Source organism: Methyloceanibacter methanicus (assembly GCF_001723285.1).
Lineage (GTDB): Bacteria > Pseudomonadota > Alphaproteobacteria > Rhizobiales > Methyloligellaceae > Methyloceanibacter > Methyloceanibacter methanicus.
The window spans coordinates 164,643-182,796 of record NZ_LPWG01000011.1; the positions used below are offsets into that span (position 1 = coordinate 164,643).

Below are 18,154 nucleotides of genomic sequence, written 5' to 3' on the forward strand. Positions count from 1 at the left end.
GGCAAACGCTATTTTCCCGGCAACCCGGCCGGCAAGGCGACGACCAAACCGACCTAACCAACAGGATTGTGCCGGACGGCCGAGGCTTTCGGGGCTGCCAAAGCGGTGCGGTCCCCCATCGGCTCTTGTGCTAAGGAAACGGCAGCGCAACTGACTGGCGGGCCGCACGCTTTTGGAACAGGACGAAGCCGTAGAATTCATGTCCCGGGCCGGCGCCTACGATCCCGCGCCCGCCACGGTCGAGCGCATCGAGACGCACGCCTCGTTCGTGTTCCTCGCGGGCGATTTTGCCTACAAGATCAAGCGATCGGTGAAGCTCCCGTTTCTCGATTTTTCGACCCTCGAGAAGCGGCACAAGGCCTGCCTCAACGAACTCCGTTTGAACCGCCGAACGGCACCCGAGGTCTATTTGGAGGTGGTTCCCCTGGCACGCGACGCCGGCGGGACGCTGAGCCTTCGGGGCGATGGCGAGACGGTCGAATGGGTGTTGGTCATGCGCCGCTTCGGCCAGGAGCACCTCTATGACCGCATGGCGCGCGAGGGGCGCCTCTCCATAGTGGCCATGGGGGAGACGGCCTTGGAGATCGCCGCCCTCCATCGCTCGGCCGACCGCATCCTCACGATTGACCAGGCCGTTCTTCCGCTCGAGAAGATCATTGCCGAGCACGAAGACGTGTTGAAGGGATGCGTTCCCGGCATCGTTCCGCAAGACCTGGCCGAGGACTTGGTGCGGCGGACGCGTTCGGCGTTCGAAAGACTTGGGCCGCTTCTGAAGCGGCGGGCCAGGACCGGCTTCGTTCGGCATTGTCACGGCGACCTGCACCTTCGGAATATCGTCGAGATCGACGGCAGGCCGGTCCTGTTCGATGCGCTCGAGTTCAATGACAGTCTGGCGACCATCGACGTGCTCTACGACCTGGCCTTCCTGCTCATGGATCTCGGCAAGCATGGTCTCGGCGTCCATGCCAACGCCGTCCTCAACAGCTATCTCGACGACGGCGGCACGGGAAATCTCGCCGGCCTTGCCGCGCTGCCTTTGTTCCTCTCGTTGCGTGCGGTGATCCGGGGCAAGGTCGAGCTCTTGCGTGCCAAACTGACCGCCCTCTCGGACGCCAACTCGGCCCAAGAGGAGGCACGGGACTATCTCCGTTTTGGCGCTTCGGTTTCTCGATCCCGACTCCCCTCGCTCATTGCCGTGGGTGGCCTTTCGGGGAGCGGAAAATCGACCCTTGCGCGTGCGATCGCGCCGCGGATCGGAACGTTTCCCGGTGCGGTCATTGTGCGGAGCGACGCGGAGCGCAAACGGTTGTTCGGCGTGGCCCCCACCGCGCGGCTACCCGAAAGAGCCTACACACAAGAGATCTCGGACCTCGTGTATGCCCTGTGCCGAAAGCGGGCGGCACTTGTGCTCGAAGCCGGCAGATCGGTCATCGTGGATGCGGTCCATGCGCGGCCCGCAGAGCGCGAGGCGATTGCCGCCGTCGCACAAGATCACGGCGCCGCATTCGCCGGGCTCTGGTTCGATGCACCGGCCGAGGTCCTGACGGAGCGCGTCACAGATCGGGTCGGCGATGTGTCCGACGCGACCGCGGACGTCGTTCGTGAACAACTCGCCTATGACCTTGGACCGATGGCGTTTGACCGTATCGATGCCAGCGGTTCCGTGGCGGTGGTCGTCGAACGCTGCTTGAACCGTCTGAGGGACTAGACCCCGGGTCTCGGTCGCCCCCTTAAGAGGAGAGCGCATGTCGGCCAGGTTTCGCGGACTCTTTGGTATCCTGCATCGGCCTCTTGCGTTCGCTACCCTGTTGCCACCCTCAACGCTATCATGCGCGGCACGTTGGCAGTGTTCCGAACCGGAGGGGAGGCTTGCCCGTCCATGATCTCTGCGGCAAACTGAGGTTGCGCGGGGCCACGGGTGCTTGGGGACATAGCCAGCAAATGGCTGAGGGTTCGTCCGACCGACGTCTTTTCAGAGGGTCGCTGCCGGCGATTGCGGTCGCCGTCGCGCTCGCGTGCCTGTTCATTGCGATCGGCGCCCCGCTGCTCGGCCTGAATTCCGAGATGGCCGTGTTCTTGTTCGACTATTCGGACAAGTCGTTCTTCTGGCCCGTTTATCCCTTCACCATCCAGAACCTGATGTATGTGATGACGGCGGTCGGGCTCGGTGACCTTTGGGCGCGCTGGCGCGCCACGTCGCGCGAGAGCGTCTATCTGCGCATGAAGCTGCTGCCGGAGGACGACAACACCATCCTGCAGATCGACGAGCTGGGCCCGATCCGGCGCCGCGTCGCCGGACTGAAGGCGGACGAGTACGCGTTCCTGCCGAGACTGCTGGATCTTTCGGTTCTGCAGCTCATGACGAGCAAGTCTCTCGATCAGACCGTGGCGATCTTCACGAGCACGCTCGATCTGATGACCCACCGCGTCGACCTGTCTTACCAGACCTCTCGCTTTCTCGTCTGGTTCATCCCGACAACGGGATTTATCGGCACGGTCGTCGGCATCTCGATTTCGCTGGAGGGCATGAAGGACTCGCGCGCCATCGCCTTCGACAAGGTCACCGCCGGCTTGGCCGTCGCGTTCTACACGACGATCATAGCCCTCGTGCTCAGCGCGGTCCTCGTTTTCCTGCAGAATGTGGTGCAGCGTCGGGAAGAGCTCACGCTAAACCGCGCAGCGGACTACTGCCTGAAGAACCTCGTCAATCGCGTCTATACGCACGAGTGAGCGAGGTAGGGCTCACTCATGCGCCGTCCTCATCGCACGATCGAGACCTTCGATATCTCGCTGATGGCGGTCGTGACGAAGGCGATGGGCGCCTTCCTCGTGTTGATGCTGCTACTTCTGCCCTACTACACACCGGACTCGACCGAAGACGATGCCGCGGAGCTCTTGCGTCAATTGAAGCTGCTCGACGCAAAGCTCGACGAAGTCTCCACGCAACTGGGTGACCCAAGCAAGACCGTCGAGGATCTGCGCGCCGAGCTCGAAAAGATCACAGCCACGACGACACTGCGCGCGGAGGTTCTGGCAAAACTCAGAGGGCTGATCAACAAGGCCTTCAGCGAGATCAGGCGCTTGGAGGCGAGAGTCGCCGAGCTGGAGGCGGAGCTTGCGCCTTTGAGGGAGGAGAACGAACGCCTCCGCGAGGAGAATGAGAAGCTGACCGCGGAGGTCGAAGAACTCCGGGCGGTAGTCGAACCCCTCAAAGCGGAGGTCGCACGCCTCACAGAAGAGAACGAGAAGCTGCTCGCACTGGTCGAGCCGCTCAAGGCCGAGAACGAGAAGCTCAAGAAAGAGAACGAGGTGCTGAAGCAGGAAAACGCGGCGCTCGTCGCGGAGAACAAGACTCTCCAGGCGGAAATCGCCGCGCTGCTCGCTCGGATCGCCTTGCTGGAAGAGGAACTGCGGCGTCTCAAGAAGAACCAGCCCCGCGAGCAGTACCAAGGCGTCATGGCGTCCTACGATGTGCGCAGCTGCAACGACGTCAAAATCAAAGGGTCCATTCTCAGGGTCGGACAAGAGGAGGGTTACAAATTCGAACCGGACAAGACCGAAATGGGCGCCGACTATTTGCTGCAAGCCAATTTTGGCATGGATGGCGGAGCTGTGCCGAAGCAGGACCCGATCTCGCAGTTGAACGGCGCGGTCGCGGTGCGGACGTCACTTCCCAACGCGGGCATGGTCACGGATCAGGCCATCGGCAACGGGGACTACCTCATTATTCTCGTCAAACGCGATCCCGCCAGGACCTATGAGGTCAATGACAAGCCTTGGGTCTTTCTTCGCGGGTCGGGGAGCAGCTGCAGCGCGAGTGTCGCCGCAGCCGCAAGGGCGGCCTTCGTGGATGACTGGGCATCCAATGCGTCGGTCCTGTGGACGTTCGGCGCGAAAGAGATTGCCGGCATCCCGCTTGCCTTCACCAGCGACGACAAAGGCATCCACTTTCGGCCGCCGAAAAAGGAAGAGGAGGAATGGCTGGCCAGATTGGTGAAGCTCGCCCTCGCGACCCAGGACAACATTCCCGAGATCAAGAAGGAACGCGAGGAGAAGGAGCGCAAGGCCCGCGAGGCGGAGGAGAAGCGCCGCAAGGAAGAGGAAGAACGGCGCAAGCGCGAAGAAGAAGACCGAAAAACGGCACCGACCACAACCCATGTCGGCCCGGCACAGCTGGATCACGCGCGCGGTCTGGTCCGGAACTTCCGGCGCTACCCGGAACGAAGCCCCGCGCGCGAGGGCATGGCGGGACTCCTGCTCGAGGTGCGGCAGCGGGTCAATTTGCAGATCAAGGAATCAGAGGACCAACTCAAGACCCTGCCGGCCGGAAGAAAACGGGAGCGTACGGAAGCGTTCTTGAAGGATTTACGCGCCTTAGAGTCTGAGGTTGGGGCGCTCATCGACGGAACGGACGGGAAGACGAAGGGCGGGACCGAAAATGGCCAGAAACCGGCGGACGAAGATCTGACCACCAGTCACATGACGCCGCGCGACCTTCGTCTGCTTGGTGCCATGCAACGCATGTACGACCGCACGGCCCCGGGCAGCCCCCAACGAACGAGCCTTGAAGATCGCATCACCGACGCGCGACGCCGTGCCGGCCTGCAAATCAAGGAAACGGAGGCCGAAATTGCTAAGATGCCTCCGGGAGCCGCGCGGGATCGGGCGGAAAAATTCTTGCAGGACCTGCGCAAGCACGGACAGCAACCATGACCAAACTCATTCGCTGCATCGAAGGTCATGTCTACGACGCCGATGAAAACGACGCCTGTCCCGTCTGCGGCGCCGTGCCGGGCGTCGAGGACAGCGGCAGAGGCGCCGTCGAGGTCCGGCAAGACGGCGGCGGGAAGAAAGACGGCGCGCCCAAACAGAGCCTGTTGAGCAAGGCCAAGCCGCTCTTGAGCAAAGCCAAAGCCGGCGCGCCGAAGCCGCACTTCTTGCGTAGCGTTCCGCGCCTTTGGCTCGCAACCGGGGCGGTACTCGTGCTGATGGTCATCGCGGCCGTCTATGCCTTCGCACCGAGCAGCAACCCTGACGTTATCGCCCAAAATGACACGCCGGGTACGGACGCACCGCAGACGGAAGAAGATTCGGAAGAGGATGGGGCCTCCTTGGACGAGCAGGCCCCACCCGCGGACGAGGAGACACAGGAGGCTACCGCCGACGAAGCTGAGACAGAGAGCGATGAGGGTGCAACCGAAAGCGGTGCGCAAACCGACACCAAGATACAGACCGACGAGGACACTCCATCGGACGAGGCCCAGGAAGAGGCCAACGACGCGCCTCAAGAGGACAAGTCCGCGGACGTGCCTCAAGAGGGCGACTCCTCGGACGAGCCACTAGAAGACAAGTCCTCGGACGAACCTCAAGAGGACGGGCCCGGACGACGCGAAAGTGGACCGGCCCGACGACGCCGAGCCCGACAAGGAGGACGCCTTCGGCGATTTGCGCGCTCGGGCGGTCAAGCACTTCACGAACAAGGATTACGACAGCGCCATTGCCGATTTCACGGACATCATTCGCCAAGGCGGCGCAACCTGGGAAGACTACAACATGCGCGGGATGTCCTATCACTACAAGAAGGACCTCGACCTCGCGCTTTCGGACTACGCCCGCGCGCTCGCCTTGCCCGATCACAGAGAGTTTGTTCACTACAACCGGTCTCTGATCCTGCGCGACCGGGGCGATATCGACGGGGCCTTGGCCGAACTCGATGCCGCCATCGACAAGCATCAGAGCAAAGCCGCGAGTCACTATCTCGAACGCGCGGAACTCTATGTGCGGAAGTCGAAATTCGACGAGGCAATCGCAGACAACGACACGGCCATCGACCTTCTGTCAAAGGACGAGTCCGTGTCTCCACAGGACAAGGCCTATGCGTATTTCATGCGCGGCATGAGCAAGGAGAGGAAACTCCAAGCCGACCCCGAAATCATGAAGGACGGAAAGCTTTGCAAGGACCTGTCGTCGGACAAGGCCGGGGAGAACGCCGATTGCCGGTATGAAGTCGCATTGCTGGTCCCTCTGCTCGATTTCGAAGCGGCCGCGGTGATCTATCCCGAATATGCACAGGCTCATGCCGAAATAGGCTGGATCTCGGCTGAACTCGGGAACTACCAAAAAGCGGTCGAGTCCAATACGAAGGCGATCAAGTTGAACCCGACCTACTCCACCGCGTACTCCAATCGCTGCCTGGCCTACAATGGTTTGAAACAGCGCGATGTGGCGATAGCCGACTGCAACGATGCGATCCGCCATGACTCCAACAGCGCGCGCGCATGGACCATGCGCGGTCTCGTTTACGCGACGCGGCGCGGCCGCAGCAATCGCAACAAGGCGATTTCAGACTTGCGCCACGCCCTGACGCTCAGCCCCGGCTATCCGGACGCGATCAGCATTTTGAAACAGATGGGCGTGAAGCCTTAGTCCGCAGGCGATAGATCCGACCGCGGAACCGCATCGGTCGATCGTCTCGATGTCGGTCATCGTCCGTGGAGCCAATCCTTTCCCTCGCGATACAGGACTTTGGCTCAAACCTGCCCGCGAAGGCACCGCCGTTTTGCGGCCAATAAGGTGCCGCCTTCGTGCGGCTAGGATGTCATGCCGAGCGCCTTGGAGATGTCGCGAAGCGTCGCCTTCTCGGCGTCGCTGACTCGGACGCCACCAAAGCCAAGAAAGGATCCCTCCACGGCCGCTTCCGCCACCTTCTGGCTGATCTCCCGTAGCCAGGCCTTGAAGGCCACTGCCTCGTCGGGGGCCTTCGCATCGAGCAGGACGGAAACCTCCCGCAGGCTCTCCAACGAGCGCTGAACGCATTCCGTGGGGTCGGCCCGGGCAAAGCGTTCGCGCATGGCAAGAATGCTTCCATCGCTGGATTTTTCAAATGCGGCAACGGCCGCCGTGATGAGTTCGCTCGAATTGGGATCGCGTTTGGCTTCAGCGAGCGCCGGGGTGCTTGCAGCGGCTTCTTTGAGAGTGCCCCACCAGCCGCTTCGATCGACGGCTGAAACGGCAAGGCCGGCAGCGACGATGCTCTCGAGCACCTTGGTCCATTCTTCTGGTGTGAAGTCGTCTTTGTTCGCCATGGCCGCTTCCCATAAGAGGTCTGTCCTTACCGGACACTTCTGCGGCTCAATTACGTCGAATTTTCCGCCCGAAAGCAACCTGCGCTAGGCGTCTCTCTGCCGGAGCCGTATCGGCCCGCCAGCACGAGGCTCCCTGCCAAGCGCGGGGGGTCGAAGCCTTTGCCGGCTCGCAAGCGTCTTGCCGAGGACCGACGCCGAAAGTTCACGAACCCGCCTCTTGCGGTCGTTCCTTGCCGGTGGCAGGTATCGCACGTGGCTAATCCGCCTTACGGAGGATCGAGCCGGTTCGCCCGGAGCGCTCGCCCAAGCGGGCAGACGATTTGGAAGAAGGCATTCTCGATGAATGACGCTGCGTGGATCAAGCGCTTCGAAGGGCTGAACCGTCTCCCGGACGCGATCAAGGAAACGCTCGTCAAGCGCAGTCAGGTCGTGACGGTCCCGACCGGAACCAAGGTCTTTGGACCCGGCCTTGTCCCCGACAATTTGCTGCTCCTGGTCGAAGGAACGGTGAAGGTCTCCCAGACCTCCGAAAGCGGGCGGGAGATCGTGCTTTACCGCGTCGAGGCCGGTCAAAGCTGCGTCCTCACGACGGCCTGTCTCCTCGCCCACGAAGCCTACGCGGCCGAGGGGGTGGCGGAGACGGACGTGACTGCCGTGGCGATCCCGCGAGTGGTGTTCGACGAGCTTGCGGCGTCCTCTCCCCAGTTCCGCGATTTCGTCTTTGCCGCTTATGCGCGGCGGATCACGGACCTGTTTCGTGTCATCGACGAGGTCGCCTTCGGCAAGATCGACGTGCGGCTCGCGGACCGGCTTGTCGGCCTTGCGGGAGGCTCGGGCGAGCTCGAAGTGACGCACCAGCAGCTTGCCACCGAGCTCGGCACCGCGCGCGAGGTGATCTCGCGCCAGCTCAGCGAGTTCCAAAAGCGCGGCTGGATCCGCCTCTCGCGGGGCCATGTGTCCTTGAGCGACACCCCGGCCCTCGAACGGCTGGCGGCCTCTGCTTGAGCCCGCCATACGCCGGCCGATGCGTGTGTGACTACGTCACCGACATTGCCTGCAGGACCCGATAGCCTCGTGGGGAACTTGACCCCAAAGAGGCCCGCCATGACTGCAAATGTTGGCACGATCGACCGGATTATCCGCGCAGCGCTCGGCGTTGCATTGTTGTGGTTCGCTTTTTTCAGCGGTCTGCCGCTCGCGGACACTCCCCTCTGGAAATATGGCGCGGCCATTCTCGGGGTCGTGATGCTGGTCGTGGCGGCCGTTCGCGTCTGCCCCGTCTACAGCATCTTTGGCCTCAAGACATGTGCGTGAAGACCTGCACGGCGTGCTGACGGCGCAACCCCCGACGGCGCGGCGCGCGCGGGGGTCGCCTCAGCCAAAGCAGATCAACGCCACCCATTTTGGAAAGGACTACACTCATGACCGACTACCCGATCGACATGACCGTCCACCCGGAAGTGGAATCCTTCTTCGACGAGCCGACCAACACGATCAGCTACATCGTGAAGGACCCGACCTCCGATGCCTGTGCCGTCGTTGACAGCGTGATGGACCTCGACTACGCGGCCGGCCGCATCAGCCATGACAGCGCCGACGAGATCATCGCCCGCATCAAGGAGCGGGGCCTCAAGCTCGAATGGATCATCGAGACCCATGCCCATGCCGACCATTTGTCCGCGGCGCCCTACATCCAGCAGGAGCTTGGCGGCAAGCTCGGCATCGGCTCGAAGATCCTGGTCGTGCAGGAGACGTTCGGCAAGTTCTTCAACGAAGGCACCGAGTTCCAGCGCGACGGCAGCCAGTTCGATGCCCTGTTCGAGGATGGCGACACCTACATGATCGGCAACCTGAAGGCATTCGCCATGTACACGCCCGGTCATACGCCGGCCTGCATGGTGCATGTGATGGGCGATGCCGCCTTTGTCGGCGACACTCTGTTCATGCCCGATGGCGGTTCGGCCCGGGCCGACTTCCCCGGGGGCGATGCGGGCACGTTGTACGACTCGATCATGAAGGTGCTGAGCCTGCCGGACGGGATGCGCCTCTTCATGTGCCACGACTATGCCCCGGGCGGACGTGAATATGCCTGGGAGACCACGGTGGCCGAAGAGAAGAAGAACAACATCCATGTCGGCAGCGGCAAGACCAGGGAAGACTTCATCAGGTTCCGCACCGAGCGCGATGCGACGCTCGACATGCCGCGGCTGATCATCCCCTCGCTGCAGGTGAACATGCGCGGTGGCGAGGTGCCGAAGGACAAGGACGGACGGCCGATGCTGAAAGTCCCGGTCAACGGGCTCTAAGCGGAGACGTGGTGATGGACCTGAAACGGATTTCGGACGCGCTGTCGGTCAGCGGCCAGATTTCGCCGGCCGACGTCGCCGAACTCAAGGCGCAAGGCTTCCGCTCGATCGTCTGCAACCGGCCCGACGGCGAGGGTGCGGATCAGCCGACCTTCGAGGAGATCCATGAGGCGGCCGATGCGGTTGGCCTTGCGGCCCGCTATCTGCCGGTGAAGTCCGGGCTCGTGCAGGACGACGATGCCGTGGCGTTCGGCGCCGCGCTGCGCGAGCTTCCGGGACCCGTCTTTGCCTATTGCCGCACCGGCACGCGCTCAGTGACGCTGTGGTCCCTGAGCCAGTCCAAGGCGCTGCCGATGCCGGACATCCTGGCGGCGGCCAAGGCGGCCGGCTACGACATGAACGGCGTCGCCCGGCGCATCGCCAATGGCGGCAAGACCCCGACCGACACGGGCGATGCCAAATACGACATCGTCATTGTCGGCGGCGGGGCCGGCGGCATCGCCGTCGCCTCCAGCCTGCAGGTCCGCAGTCCCGATCTCGACATCGCGATCGTCGATCCGGCCGAAATCCATTACTACCAGCCCGGCTGGACCATGGTCGGCGGCGGCGTCTTCAAGGCGCAGGATACGGCCAAGACCATGGGGTCGCTCATTCCGAGCGGCGTGAAATGGATCAAGGCTGCCGTGGCCGCCTTCGAGCCGGAGAACGATGCCGTCATTCTCGACGGCTGCCGCGTGGTCAAATACGACCGCCTCGTCGTCTGCCCTGGACTCAAGCTCGACTGGGGCGCCGTGGACGGGCTGGAGGAAACGCTCGGCCGCAATGGCGTTACGTCGAACTACCGCTACGACCTTGCGCCCTATACCTGGGAGCTGGTGCAACGGATGAAGCACGGCCGCGCGATCTTCACGCAGCCGCCGATGCCGATCAAATGCGCCGGCGCGCCGCAAAAGGCGATGTATCTCTCAGGCGATGCCTGGTATCGCCGCGGCGTTCTGAAGGACATCGATATCCAGTTCAACAACGCAGGTGGCGTCCTGTTCGGCGTCAAGGACTATGTGCCCGCGCTGATGAAATACGTGGAGAAGTACGGCGCCACGTTGAACTTCTTCCACAATCTGGTCGCCATCGATGGCTCGGCCAAGACCGCGACGTTCAAGGTGTCGAAGCCGGATACCGAACCGACGATCGTGACCATGGATTTCGACATGATCCATGTGTGTCCGCCGCAGAAAGCGCCGGACTTCATCCGGGTGTCGCCGCTGGCGGACGAGGCCGGTTGGGTCGACGTCGATCAGACCACGCTGCGGCACAAGACCTACGACAATATCTGGAGTCTGGGCGACGTCATGAACGCGCCCAACGCGAAGACGGCGGCGGCCGCGCGCAAGCAAGCGCCGACGGTGGCGGAGAACATCGTGGCCGATATCGCCGGCGGCTCCGCGGTGGCGCAGTATGACGGCTACGGCTCGTGCCCGCTGACGGTGGAGCGCGGCAAGATCGTACTCGCCGAGTTCGGCTATGGCGGCGCGCTCAAGCCGAGCTTCCCGAAATTCCTCATCGACGGCACCAAACCCTCCCGGGCCGCCTGGATTCTGAAAGAGAAGATGCTGCCGCCGATCTATTGGTGGGCCATGCTCAAGGGCAAGGAGTGGATGGCCAAGCCCGAGCGCCTCCAGGTGGCGTCCAGGTGATCCCTTCAAGCGAGCCTGCGAACCCTGTCCCGCGTTTTCCGGAGCCTTGTCTGCCGGAGCTCTTTCGCGGCTAGGCAAGGACTCGACCGGCCTGCAATACTGTAATCTTGAGGCGAAAATGATCGATCGGCTGCGCAAGTTCGTTCCTGTGCTCGATTGGGGCCGCACCTATGACGGTGCCGCGTTCTCCAACGACCTGGTCGCCGCGGTGATCGTGACGATCATGCTGATCCCGCAGTCGCTTGCGTACGCGCTGCTTGCGGGCCTGCCCCCCGAAGCCGGCATCTACGCGTCCATCGTGCCGATCATCCTTTATGCGATCTTCGGGACGTCGCGCGCGCTGGCCGTGGGCCCTGTTGCCGTGGTGTCGCTGCTGACGGCGTCGGCCGTCGGGCAAGTGGCCGAACAAGGCACGGCCGGATATGTGGTCGCGGCGCTGACCCTCGCGCTGCTGTCAGGCGGCTTCCTGCTCACGCTCGGGATCCTGCGGCTCGGGTTTCTCGCGAACTTTCTCAGCCATCCTGTAATTGCCGGGTTCATCACCGCATCCGGGATCCTGATCGCCTGCAGTCAGCTGAAGCACGTCCTCGGCGTCGATGCGGGCGGCCATACGCTGCCGGAGATGCTCGGCTCGCTCGCGGCCCATCTCGGCGAGACCAATCCGATCACGCTCGCCATCGGAACCGCGGCGATCGCGTTTCTGTTCTGGGCCCGCAAAGGTCTCAAACCGTCCTTGCGAAACATGGGCCTCGGTCCGAAGGTTTCCGACTTGATCACCAAGGCCGGCCCCATCGCGGCCGTCGTGGCGACGACGCTGGTGGCTTGGTATTTCAGCCTGAACGAACGCGGCCTGTCGATCGTCGGCGAGGTGCCGCAGAGCCTGCCACCGCTCACCATGCCCGGACTGGAGCCCGACCTGATCGCCGCGCTCGCCGTGCCCGCGGTCCTCATCTCGATCATCGGCTTCGTGGAGTCCGTCTCGGTAGCGCAGACATTCGCCGCAAAGAAGCGCCAGCGCATCGACCCCGATCAGGAATTGATCGGCCTTGGCGCCGCGAATATCGGCGCGGCCTTCACGGGCGGCTATCCGGTGACCGGCGGCTTCTCGCGCTCGGTCGTGAACTTCGACGCCGGCGCCGAGACCCCGGCGGCGGGAGCCTACACCGCCGTCGGCTTGGCAATCGCCGCCGTGGCGCTGACGCCGCTCATCTATTTTCTTCCGAAGGCGACTCTCGCCGCGACCATCATCGTCGCCGTGCTGAGTCTGGTCGACCTGTCGATCCTCAAGAAGACCTGGAACTATTCGAAGTCCGACTTCTCCGCCGTCGCCGCAACCATCCTGCTGACGCTGCTGCTCGGCGTCGAGATCGGCGTCGCGACCGGCGTCGCGATTTCGGTGCTGATGCACCTCTACAAGACGTCGCGGCCGCACGTGGCAGAGATCGGCCTGGTGCCCGGCACGCAGCATTTCCGCAACATCAACCGCTACAAGGTCGAGACGGATCCGAGCGTCCTGATGCTTCGCGTCGACGAGAGTCTCTACTTCGCCAACGCCCGTTTTCTCGAAAACCTGATTCTGGTGCGCGTGACCGAGGGTTGCGGCATCCGAAACGTCGTCCTGATGTTCTCGGCGGTGAACGCGGTCGACTACTCGGCCCTGGAGAGCCTCGAGGCACTTAACGACCGCCTGCGCGATATGGGAGTCGGCTTCCATCTCTCGGAGGTCAAAGGCCCGGTGATGGACCGGCTCAAGACGGCACATCTTCTGCAGCATCTGAATGGCCGCGTGTTTCTATCGCAATACGCCGCCTGGACGGCCCTCGCGGACCGGCCGTCCGAACCGCATGAGCCCGTCATGGCCGATGAAATGTGCTGACCCTTCCGTTGACTGTCTAAAGCGGGCATGCCTGCCGGCAAACGCTGGGTAGACTTTCTCGCGCGGGTTCAGAGTTTGTCGTCCTGCCACAGCCGGCTTGCGACCTGCAGCGCCACCAGCCTTGCGATCATCACGGCGACGTAAAGCGTGCCGCAGGCCGCCTCCAAACCCGCCAATGGCCGGGCGGGCCCCGATACCGCTACGATGTCCCCATATCCCACCGTCGTCAGCGTCACGAGACTGAAATAGATCAGCGCCTCGTCGAGACGCTCGCGACCGGCACCGGTCGGGAGTCCGGCGAACGAGCCAGGCTGAATATGTTCGATGATGCCATAGAGATACGCAAACGCGACCGCCAGAAACAAATAGGCGACAACGGCGCCCATGATCGTATTCGAATCGGCATCGCGCCGCCGCGATAGGTCTCGGAGTATGAGGACGATGCTGAGCGCGAACCAGGACAATGTTACCGCCGCGGACGCACTTGCAGCCAGACGCCCCCGATGTAGAGCTCGACCCAACGGGCGACGAAGACCGAGACCGTTAGGCCCAGATAAACCCGCCGCGTTTGACCTCCCGATGCCAACCAGTACGCGCCGGCGATGAAAACGGCATCGAAGAGCAATTCCAACGCAATGACGGCCACGGAGGTGGTGGCCATCGGCGCGACGACGATCAACAGGCAAAGGATGATTAGCAGAACTCCGAAGTTCGGTGCCGTGGTCGCATTCATCGGAACGTTCTCTCTCTATGTGGATGTGCTCTGCGAAGTATAACGTACTTTCGACGGTAGCCTTGGCCGTGGCTCCCATTGCGTTCGAGTCGCCTTTGTCTCCGCCGTCGAGACGCGGAGCGGACGACCAGCCTTGACGGCCTACATCCGGCTGCCTACACCCGTATGGCAACGGAACAAGGACGCATGCCACGATGTCCGCCGAAATTTGTCGCTCGTCACTCCCGTCTTCCGACGACCGCATCAGGCAAAGGTCCACGTCCTTCAGGCGTCCAACTGCGCACGCGGGCAAGGGGGCCGTCCAACGGCTCCCCGCCGCCGCAGTCCGGCTCGGCCTTGCCATCGGGCTCGCCCTTCTGGTGGCGGGATGCGATGCCACGCCGGAAGAGGACGAAGCGCCGGCGCGCCCCGTGCGCACCGTCACGCTAGAGAAGAGCGACAAGGGCGTCCCGGTGGTTATGACCGGCCGGGTGGAAGCCCTCGACCAAGTTTCGCTGGGGTTTCGCCTGTCTGGCCAGATCCTCTCGCGGCCCGTGTCGGTCGGAGACGCCGTCAAGCCGGGGCAGATCCTGGCGGAGCTTAATTCTGACAACGAGGCCAATGCACTGCGCTCTGCGAAGGCCAGTCTCAATGCGGCGCTCGCGGAGCAGACCCAGGTACAGAATCATTTCGAGCGCCAGGAGACTCTGTTGGCCCAAGGATGGACCACGCGCGCGAATTTCGACCAGGCCGAACGCGAGCTGAGAACGGCTGAGGCGCAGGTCGAGGCCGCCGAGGCACAGCTTGCCAAGGCTCATGACCAGGTCGGTTTCACCCAACTCACGGCCGATGCCGAGGGCGTGGTGACCGCGGTCGGCGCCGACGCGGGCGAAGTCGTTCAGGCGGGACAGATGATCGTCACGCTCGCGCGGGAGGACGGGCGCGATGCGGTCTTCGACGTGCCGGCGCAAGTCCTGCGCTCCCCGCCGGCCGATCCGGTGATCGCAGTGCACCTTGCGGACGCACCCTCCGTCACGGCGATGGGCCGGGTCCGGCAAGTATCGCCCCAAGCCGATCCCGTCACGCGGACCTTCCGGGTCAAGGTCGGCCTGAGTGACGTGCCGGAGGCCATGCGGCTCGGCGCCACCGTGACCGGTACGATGGCAAGCGATGCCGAACCGATGATCGAGATTCCGTCGAGCGCGCTTACGGAGTCCGAGGGTAAGCCCGCCGTCTGGATCGTCGATCCCGATACCTCGGTCGTCAGGCTCCGGAACATCTCGGTGCTGCGGTTCAACCCAACCACCGTGACGGTCGATCAGGGATTGGATGTGGGAGATGTGTTGGTCACGGCCGGCGTCCAGGCCCTGCGCCCAGACCAAAAAGTCCGAATACTCGGATCCGGTTCATGACGCGCCTGAACCTGTCGGAGTGGGCACTCAACCACCGCTCGGTGGTCATCTATCTCATGATCGTCGCCGTCGCGGCGGGCGTCCTCGCCTATAACCGGCTGGGCCGGGCCGAAGACCCGACCTTCATCATCAAGACCATGGTGGTCAACGCGGTTTGGCCCGGAGCCACGATCGACGACACGCTCAATCAGGTGACGGAGCGTCTCGAGCGGACATTGGAGGAGACGCCGCATCTCGACTTCCTCCGAAGCATGACGACACCGGGCGTCACCACGATCTTCGTCAATCTCGAAGGAAGCGCTTCCGCCGCCGAGGTTGCCGACACGTGGTATCAGGTTCGCAAGAGTATCGGCGACATGCGGCACACCCTGCCGCCAGGAACGCTCGGGCCGTTCTTCAACGACGAGTTCGGCGACACGTTCGGCATCATTTACGGCTTCACGGCGGACGGCTTCACACGGCGCGAACTCAGGGACTATGTGGAGGACGTGCGCGCGAAGCTCTTGAGCCTTCCCGACGTCTCGCAGATCGAAATCCTCGGCGCGCAGGACGAACAGATCTTCATCGAGTTCTCGATGAAGGAGCTGGCGAGCCTCGGTATCGACCGTTCCGCCCTGCTCGCAGCCCTTCGGGCCCAAAACACGGTGAGGCCGGCCGGCGTCATCCAGACAGGTGTCGAGACGGTGTCCGTGCGGGTCTCGGGGAACTTTCGCTCCGAAGCCGACATTGCCGCCGTCAACTTCGCGATCGATGGAAGGATGCTGCGCCTTAGCGATATCGCGCAGATCAGGCGCGGCTATGTCGATCCGCCTCAGCCGCAGTTCCGGGTCAACGGCGAACCCGCGATCGGCCTTGCCATCGCCATGCAGGACGGCGGCGACATTCTGGCTCTGGGCGACGAAATCAAGGAGACCATGACGGTCATCACGGCCGATCTCCCCGTGGGAATCGAACCGGTCTTGGTGGCCGATCAAGCGGTGACGGTCGACGACGCCATATCGGAATTCACGGCCTCGCTCTGGCAAGCCGTTGCGATCATCCTAGCGGTGAGCTTCATCAGCCTCGGCATTCGGCCGGGCCTCGTCGTTGCGCTCGCCATCCCCCTCACGCTCGTCATCGTATTCCTGGTCATGGACGTCGTCGGAATAGACATGCAGCGGATCTCCCTTGGGGCGCTCATCATCGCGTTGGGGCTTCTCGTGGACGATGCGATGACGACCACCGACGCGACCCTTGGTCGATTGGCGAAGGGAGACGGCATCTTCGCGGCTTCGACCTTCGCCTTCCAGACCTATGCCGTGGCGATGTTGGCCGGCACGCTCGTGACCATTGCCGGTTTCGTTCCGGTCGGCTTCGCGGCGAGCTCGGCGGGCGAATATACCTTCTCGCTCTTTGCCGTCGTCGCCATCGCCCTTCTCGTCTCCTGGTTCGTGGCCGTCGTCTTCGCACCGCTCTTGGGTGCGATGATCCTGACCCCGCCGAAGGAGCAGGTCGAAGCTTCCGAAAGCGGCGGCGTTCTGGGCTGGTACCGCCGCATGGTGACCAGGGCCGTTCACGCGGGCTGGCTCACGCTCGCCGCCATCGTCGGTGTGTTCGGACTGTCGGTCCTCGCCATTCCGCTGATCCCCAATCAGTTCTTTCCGTCCTCGGACCGGCCCGAGCTTCTCGTCGACCTGACCCTTCCCCAAAACGCCTCCATTCAAGCGAGCAAGGTCACCGCCGAGCGTTTCGACGCGCTCCTGAAGAACGATCCGGACGTCGACCGTTGGAGCACCTATGTGGGCCGGGGCGCCATCCGCTTCTACCTGCCGCTCGACGTGCAATTGCCGAGCAACTTCTTCTCCCAGGCCGTCGTCGTGGCGAAGGACGTCCCTGCCCGCGACAGGCTGAAGAAGAAGCTGGAAGACGCGCTCGCCAATCAGTTCCCGAGCGTTGTTGCCCGGATCTATCCGCTTGAGCTTGGACCGCCCGTGGGTTGGCCGGTTCAATACCGGGTCAGCGGTCCCGACCTCAGCCAGGTGCGCGAGATCGCGCGGCAACTCGCCGACGTGGTCGCCTCCGACCCCTCGGCGGAGAACGTCAATTTCGATTGGATCGAGCCGGCGCGGGAGGTGCGCATAAAGATCGACCAGGACGAGGCGCGGCTGCTCGGGCTGAGCTCGGATGCGCTCGCGAGCGTGCTGAACACCGTCATCACTGGCGTTCCCATCTCGCAGGTGCGCGACGACATCTATCTCGTGGACGTTGTCGTGCGCTCGACGGACGAGGAACGCGCATCGCTCGCGACCCTCCGGCAGTTGCCGGTTCCGCTGCCGAACGGAAGCACGGTTGCCTTGAGCCAATTCGCGACGTTCGAGTATACGCAGGCCGCGCCGGTCGTGTGGCGCCGCGATCGCGTGCCGACGCTGACAGTGCAGGCCGATGTCGCCCCGGGCGTCCTTCCGGAGTCGATCGTCACGGCACTCACGCCGAAGGTCGAGGAGCTAAACAAGACACTCCCGCCGGCCTACCACATCGCCGTCGGCGGCACGGTCGAAGAGAGCCAGAAGTCTCAGGCCTCCGTCATCGCCGTGATTCCCCTGATGCTGCTCATCATGATCACGATCCTGATGTTCCAGCTCCAGAGCTTCCAACGCCTGCTGATTGCGCTCAGTGTCGCGCCGCTCGGTCTGATCGGCGTGGTGGGGGCGCTTCTGGTCTCGGGACGTCCGCTGGGTTTCGTGGCCATTCTGGGCATTCTCGCTTTGATCGGCATGATCACGAAGAACGCCGTGATCCTGATTGGCCAGATCGAGTCGGAGCGCGCCGAGGGCAAGCCGGTCCGCGAAGCCGCCATCGATGCCAGCAGCGCGCGCTTCCGCCCCATCGTCCTGACGGCGATCTCGACGATCCTTGGGATGATTCCCATCGCGCCCACGGTCTTCTGGGGTCCCATGGCCTTCGCGATCATGGGCGGGCTGCTCGTTGCGACCGTGCTGACCCTGATCTTCCTGCCGACCCTATACGTCACCTGGTTCGAGCGGAGCGAACGGACGCGCTCCGAGACGCCAACCTCGGCTGCCTAGAGTC

At 63.4% G+C, this 18,154-nt stretch carries 14 protein-coding genes; 11 read left to right on the plus strand and 3 right to left on the minus strand.

The window, feature by feature from the left end; translation table 11 throughout:
* The first annotated feature begins 199 nt into the window (after nucleotides 1-199).
* The 4 genes from AUC68_RS08270 (at nucleotide 200) to AUC68_RS08290 (ending at nucleotide 6,426) form a co-directional block, all read left to right on the plus strand.
* Nucleotides 200-1,708, plus strand: a complete 1,509-nt coding sequence (locus tag AUC68_RS08270; RefSeq protein WP_083240556.1) for a bifunctional aminoglycoside phosphotransferase/ATP-binding protein — start codon at nucleotides 200-202, stop codon at nucleotides 1,706-1,708.
* A 233-nt stretch (nucleotides 1,709-1,941) separates the two neighbouring features.
* The gene (locus tag AUC68_RS08275; protein WP_069437201.1) at nucleotides 1,942-2,730 is read left to right on the plus strand and encodes a MotA/TolQ/ExbB proton channel family protein; all 789 of its coding nucleotides are present in this window, start codon (nucleotides 1,942-1,944) and stop codon (nucleotides 2,728-2,730) included.
* 18 nt (nucleotides 2,731-2,748) lie between these two features.
* Nucleotides 2,749-4,713: a hypothetical protein gene (locus AUC68_RS08280; protein ID WP_069437202.1), complete on the plus strand. Its 1,965-nt coding sequence runs from the start codon at nucleotides 2,749-2,751 to the stop codon at nucleotides 4,711-4,713.
* Nucleotides 4,714-5,394: 681 nt separating this feature from the next.
* On the plus strand, nucleotides 5,395-6,426 hold the full coding sequence (locus tag AUC68_RS08290) for a tetratricopeptide repeat protein (RefSeq protein ID WP_069437204.1): 1,032 nt from the start codon (nucleotides 5,395-5,397) through the stop codon (nucleotides 6,424-6,426).
* 164 nt (nucleotides 6,427-6,590) lie between these two features.
* Here AUC68_RS08290 and AUC68_RS08295 read toward each other — a convergent pair whose 3' ends face one another.
* Complete coding sequence (locus tag AUC68_RS08295; protein WP_069437205.1) at nucleotides 6,591-7,085, minus strand: hypothetical protein; 495 nt, start codon at nucleotides 7,083-7,085, stop codon at nucleotides 6,591-6,593.
* Nucleotides 7,086-7,424: 339 nt separating this feature from the next.
* Here AUC68_RS08295 and AUC68_RS08300 point away from each other — a divergent pair, with 339 nt between their 5' ends.
* The 5 genes from AUC68_RS08300 (at nucleotide 7,425) to AUC68_RS08320 (ending at nucleotide 12,961) form a co-directional block, all read left to right on the plus strand.
* Complete coding sequence (locus AUC68_RS08300; protein ID WP_069437206.1) at nucleotides 7,425-8,090, plus strand: Crp/Fnr family transcriptional regulator; 666 nt, start codon at nucleotides 7,425-7,427, stop codon at nucleotides 8,088-8,090.
* 99 nt (nucleotides 8,091-8,189) lie between these two features.
* Complete coding sequence (locus tag AUC68_RS08305) at nucleotides 8,190-8,399, plus strand: YgaP family membrane protein (protein ID WP_069437207.1); 210 nt, start codon at nucleotides 8,190-8,192, stop codon at nucleotides 8,397-8,399.
* Between the two features lie 107 nt (nucleotides 8,400-8,506).
* Nucleotides 8,507-9,391, plus strand: a complete 885-nt coding sequence (locus AUC68_RS08310; RefSeq protein WP_069437208.1) for an MBL fold metallo-hydrolase — start codon at nucleotides 8,507-8,509, stop codon at nucleotides 9,389-9,391.
* 14 nt (nucleotides 9,392-9,405) lie between these two features.
* Nucleotides 9,406-11,085 (plus strand): bifunctional protein tyrosine phosphatase family protein/NAD(P)/FAD-dependent oxidoreductase, encoded by a 1,680-nt coding sequence (locus AUC68_RS08315; protein ID WP_069437209.1) that lies wholly within the window; start codon nucleotides 9,406-9,408, stop codon nucleotides 11,083-11,085.
* A gap of 118 nt (nucleotides 11,086-11,203) precedes the next feature.
* Nucleotides 11,204-12,961 carry a SulP family inorganic anion transporter gene (locus tag AUC68_RS08320; protein WP_069437210.1) on the plus strand — a complete coding sequence of 586 codons (1,758 nt, stop codon included), beginning with the start codon at nucleotides 11,204-11,206 and terminating at the stop codon, nucleotides 12,959-12,961.
* Nucleotides 12,962-13,029: 68 nt separating this feature from the next.
* On the opposite strand, the gene AUC68_RS16775 is transcribed toward AUC68_RS08320, so the two are convergent.
* Both AUC68_RS16775 and AUC68_RS16780 read right to left on the minus strand, forming a co-directional pair.
* Nucleotides 13,030-13,347 (minus strand): potassium channel family protein, encoded by a 318-nt coding sequence (locus tag AUC68_RS16775; RefSeq protein ID WP_158008278.1) that lies wholly within the window; start codon nucleotides 13,345-13,347, stop codon nucleotides 13,030-13,032.
* An 80-nt stretch (nucleotides 13,348-13,427) separates the two neighbouring features.
* On the minus strand, nucleotides 13,428-13,694 hold the full coding sequence (locus tag AUC68_RS16780; RefSeq protein WP_069437212.1) for a hypothetical protein: 267 nt from the start codon (nucleotides 13,692-13,694) through the stop codon (nucleotides 13,428-13,430).
* A 194-nt stretch (nucleotides 13,695-13,888) separates the two neighbouring features.
* Here AUC68_RS16780 and AUC68_RS08335 point away from each other — a divergent pair, with 194 nt between their 5' ends.
* Nucleotides 13,889-15,085 carry an efflux RND transporter periplasmic adaptor subunit gene (locus AUC68_RS08335; protein WP_083240557.1) on the plus strand — a complete coding sequence of 399 codons (1,197 nt, stop codon included), beginning with the start codon at nucleotides 13,889-13,891 and terminating at the stop codon, nucleotides 15,083-15,085.
* Nucleotides 15,082-18,150: an efflux RND transporter permease subunit gene (locus AUC68_RS08340; RefSeq protein ID WP_069437213.1), complete on the plus strand. Its 3,069-nt coding sequence runs from the start codon at nucleotides 15,082-15,084 to the stop codon at nucleotides 18,148-18,150. The genes AUC68_RS08335 and AUC68_RS08340 overlap by 4 nt, the downstream gene beginning before the upstream one ends.
* Nucleotides 18,151-18,154 lie beyond the last annotated feature (4 nt).

Excerpts from the sequence above, each read along its gene's own strand:
- AUC68_RS08310 (WP_069437208.1), top strand. The coding sequence starts at position 8,507 with ATGACCGACTACCCGATCGACATGACCGTCCACCCGGAAGTGGAATCC.
- AUC68_RS08280 (WP_069437202.1), top strand. The coding sequence starts at position 2,749 with ATGCGCCGTCCTCATCGCACGATCGAGACCTTCGATATCTCGCTGATG.
- AUC68_RS08305 (WP_069437207.1), top strand. The coding sequence starts at position 8,190 with ATGACTGCAAATGTTGGCACGATCGACCGGATTATCCGCGCAGCGCTC.
- AUC68_RS08275 (WP_069437201.1), top strand. The coding sequence starts at position 1,942 with ATGGCTGAGGGTTCGTCCGACCGACGTCTTTTCAGAGGGTCGCTGCCG.
- AUC68_RS08295 (WP_069437205.1), bottom strand. The coding sequence starts at position 7,085 with ATGGCGAACAAAGACGACTTCACACCAGAAGAATGGACCAAGGTGCTC.
- AUC68_RS08315 (WP_069437209.1), top strand. The coding sequence starts at position 9,406 with ATGGACCTGAAACGGATTTCGGACGCGCTGTCGGTCAGCGGCCAGATT.
- AUC68_RS08340 (WP_069437213.1), top strand. The coding sequence starts at position 15,082 with ATGACGCGCCTGAACCTGTCGGAGTGGGCACTCAACCACCGCTCGGTG.
- AUC68_RS08270 (WP_083240556.1), top strand. The coding sequence starts at position 200 with ATGTCCCGGGCCGGCGCCTACGATCCCGCGCCCGCCACGGTCGAGCGC.
- AUC68_RS08320 (WP_069437210.1), top strand. The coding sequence starts at position 11,204 with ATGATCGATCGGCTGCGCAAGTTCGTTCCTGTGCTCGATTGGGGCCGC.
- AUC68_RS08335 (WP_083240557.1), top strand. The coding sequence starts at position 13,889 with ATGTCCGCCGAAATTTGTCGCTCGTCACTCCCGTCTTCCGACGACCGC.
- AUC68_RS16775 (WP_158008278.1), bottom strand. The coding sequence starts at position 13,347 with ATGGGCGCCGTTGTCGCCTATTTGTTTCTGGCGGTCGCGTTTGCGTAT.
- AUC68_RS08300 (WP_069437206.1), top strand. The coding sequence starts at position 7,425 with ATGAATGACGCTGCGTGGATCAAGCGCTTCGAAGGGCTGAACCGTCTC.
- AUC68_RS16780 (WP_069437212.1), bottom strand. The coding sequence starts at position 13,694 with ATGAATGCGACCACGGCACCGAACTTCGGAGTTCTGCTAATCATCCTT.